General features: G+C 69.2%; 4 protein-coding genes. 1 reads left to right on the top strand and 3 read right to left on the bottom strand.

Annotated elements, in window-relative coordinates; translation table 11 throughout:
* The 3 genes from I55_RS19475 to I55_RS37255 form a co-directional block, all read right to left on the bottom strand.
* On the bottom strand, positions 1-459 hold a 459-nt coding region (locus I55_RS19475; protein ID WP_044562247.1), incomplete at its 3' end, for a hypothetical protein.
* Between the two features lie 11 nt (positions 460-470).
* Entirely contained in the window at positions 471-1,448 is a 978-nt protein-coding gene (locus I55_RS19470) for a glycosyltransferase family 2 protein (RefSeq protein ID WP_044562246.1), read from the bottom strand.
* Positions 1,445-1,597, bottom strand: a complete 153-nt coding sequence (locus I55_RS37255; RefSeq protein WP_159107242.1) for a hypothetical protein — start codon at positions 1,595-1,597, stop codon at positions 1,445-1,447. The genes I55_RS19470 and I55_RS37255 overlap by 4 nt, the downstream gene beginning before the upstream one ends.
* Before the next feature lie 105 nt (positions 1,598-1,702).
* On the opposite strand from I55_RS37255, the gene I55_RS19465 reads away from it, so the two are divergent.
* A complete protein-coding gene (locus I55_RS19465; protein ID WP_148293846.1) occupies positions 1,703-2,113 on the top strand; it encodes a hypothetical protein in 411 nt (136 codons plus the stop codon).
* Positions 2,114-2,144: the final 31 nt, after the last annotated feature.

Here is a 2,144-nt window from a genome sequence, read left to right as displayed (position 1 = left end):
CCCGCGTCTGGTCGCATGCCATATGATGACCAGGCTGGCCACCTCCGCCACCATGGCCGGCAACGCCGCAGCGGGCGTGCCGATACCGACAAAATCCTGCATCGCGGCCAGGACACGATAGATCAGCGGTCCGTACAGCAGGCCGTAGTAAAGGCCGTCCGCCGGCAGGGGATAAAGGGGTTGCCCGCGCAGCCAGGCCGCGGCGACCGCGGCGATGTTGTGGTTCCACGGGGTCAGGGGACCATGGCGCAGAATGATGGCGTATTCGATCACCCGGCTGAAGATGACCATGACGGCGGCGGCCCCGACCAGCAGGGTGGCCGCCTTGCCCCAGCGCGGGGCTAGGGGGTGCCGGGACAGGCGGGCCGCGAGGGCCAGGCCCATTAGCGCCAGGCTCAGCAGGCCCAGAAACGCGGCCCTTCTTATGAGGGGGGTGTGGATCAGATCGTTCAGGACCATGGCGCGTCGCTTCAGGGGGCCGGGTCGGCCGGTTCATTCCGGCTGCCGACCACGGCGCGGATGGCGTATTGCGGCCGGGCGCTGACGGTCTGGAAGGTGCGGCCCGCGTACTCACCCACCACGCCCAGCATGGTCAGCGACAGCCCGGATGTCAGCAACAGGGCCGCCAGCAGTCCGGCACCGCCCGCCACGGGCGTATCCAGCACCAGGGACCGGACCAGCAGGCCGCCGCCCAGAAGGGCGCCCCCCGCCATGGTGCCGATGCCCAGGAACGCGCTGAGGCGCAAGGGCAGGGTGGAGAAGTTCAGGGCGATGGACAGCCACAGGCGGACCAGGCGACGCAGGGTGTAGTTGCTGCGCCCCTCCGCCCGGGGCAGATGCGCCACCCGCAACCGGCCGATGGAGCGCGTGACCTGCAACACCAGTCCGTCGACGTAGGGGAAGGGGCCGGTGTAACGGCAAACCTCCCGCGCCGCGAAGGCGGACAGGCAGCGGAAAGTCGACAGGTACAGCCCCGGCGGCAGGCCCAGCAGCAGGGCGGCGGTGCGGTTGGCGAAGGCGCTGCCCAGGTTGCGGAACAGGCTGTGCCGCTTGTGTTCATAATAGGTGTAGACCACGTCGTGGCCGCCGTCGCACGCGTGCCGGAACAGGTGGACCACCTCCTCCGGTGGGTTTTGCAGGTCGTCGTCCATGGTGATGATGTAGGCGCCCCGGGCCAGGCCCAGGCCGGCCATGACGGCGTTGTGCTCCCCGAAATTGCGCGACAGGCGGGCGAAGGTGACCGGCACGCGGGTCGCGATCCGCGCCAGCCCCTCGCACACCGACCGGCTGTCGTCCGCGCTGCCGTCGTCCACCAGGATGATCTCGTGACCGCCGGGGATGACGAGGTCGGATAGCGCGGCCACCAGGGTCCCTACCGTTCGCGCCCCGTTGTAGACCGGGATCACGATGCTGAGCGCGTAGAGGCTTTCTTCCGCCGGGCCCGTCATGGCGTGACCGCCAGCGCCAGAACGGATCCGCCGATGGTCAGGGCGATACCCCGCCGCAGGGAGATGCATTCCCGGCAGCATGGGGCACCGAAGATCCACCACATCTCCCCATCCGCCTTGTCGATCAAGGCGTACTCGATCTCATCCATGCGGGCCCCACCCCTGGCCGTTCCCCAGCGATCACGGGATGAACACCCGTTCCAACGGCAGCGGCATGCTAGCGGGGATCGCCGCGGGTGGCTATCTTTTGGGCCATGCGCACACCCTTCCGCCCATCACCTGCCATGCCCCTGCCCCGGACCCGGCGACGGCTGGCCCCGTTTGCCCTGGTGGTGGCGCTGTCGGCGGGCCCGGCGCGGGCGGACGTGTGGGACTACGCCCGCTCCGCCGGGCCCATCATCGGCCAGGCCAAAGCCTGTGGCGCCGTGGCCGCGCGTACGGACAAGGCCTCCGGCCAGGTGCGGGAGTTGCTGGATTTGACGGCCCATGACCCGGATGAACGGCACAAAGTCGGTGACATGTTCGACTTCCTGGTGAACACCGCCGTCACCATGCAGACCCAGGCGCCGACCCGTGACGATTGTCCCGAGGCCCTCGCCACCTTCGCCGACCTGGAACGGCGCTTGCCGCTATGGCGGGAGATGGTGGCGCCGCGGCGACCATGACGCAGTATTGGGCCACCACGAACGCTAGCAG

It is taken from the genome of Azospirillum sp. B4 (assembly GCF_000333275.1).
GTDB lineage: Bacteria > Pseudomonadota > Alphaproteobacteria > Azospirillales > Azospirillaceae > Nitrospirillum.
Note: the sequence above shows the minus strand (reverse complement) of the source record. Positions and strands in the feature narration are given on the sequence as shown.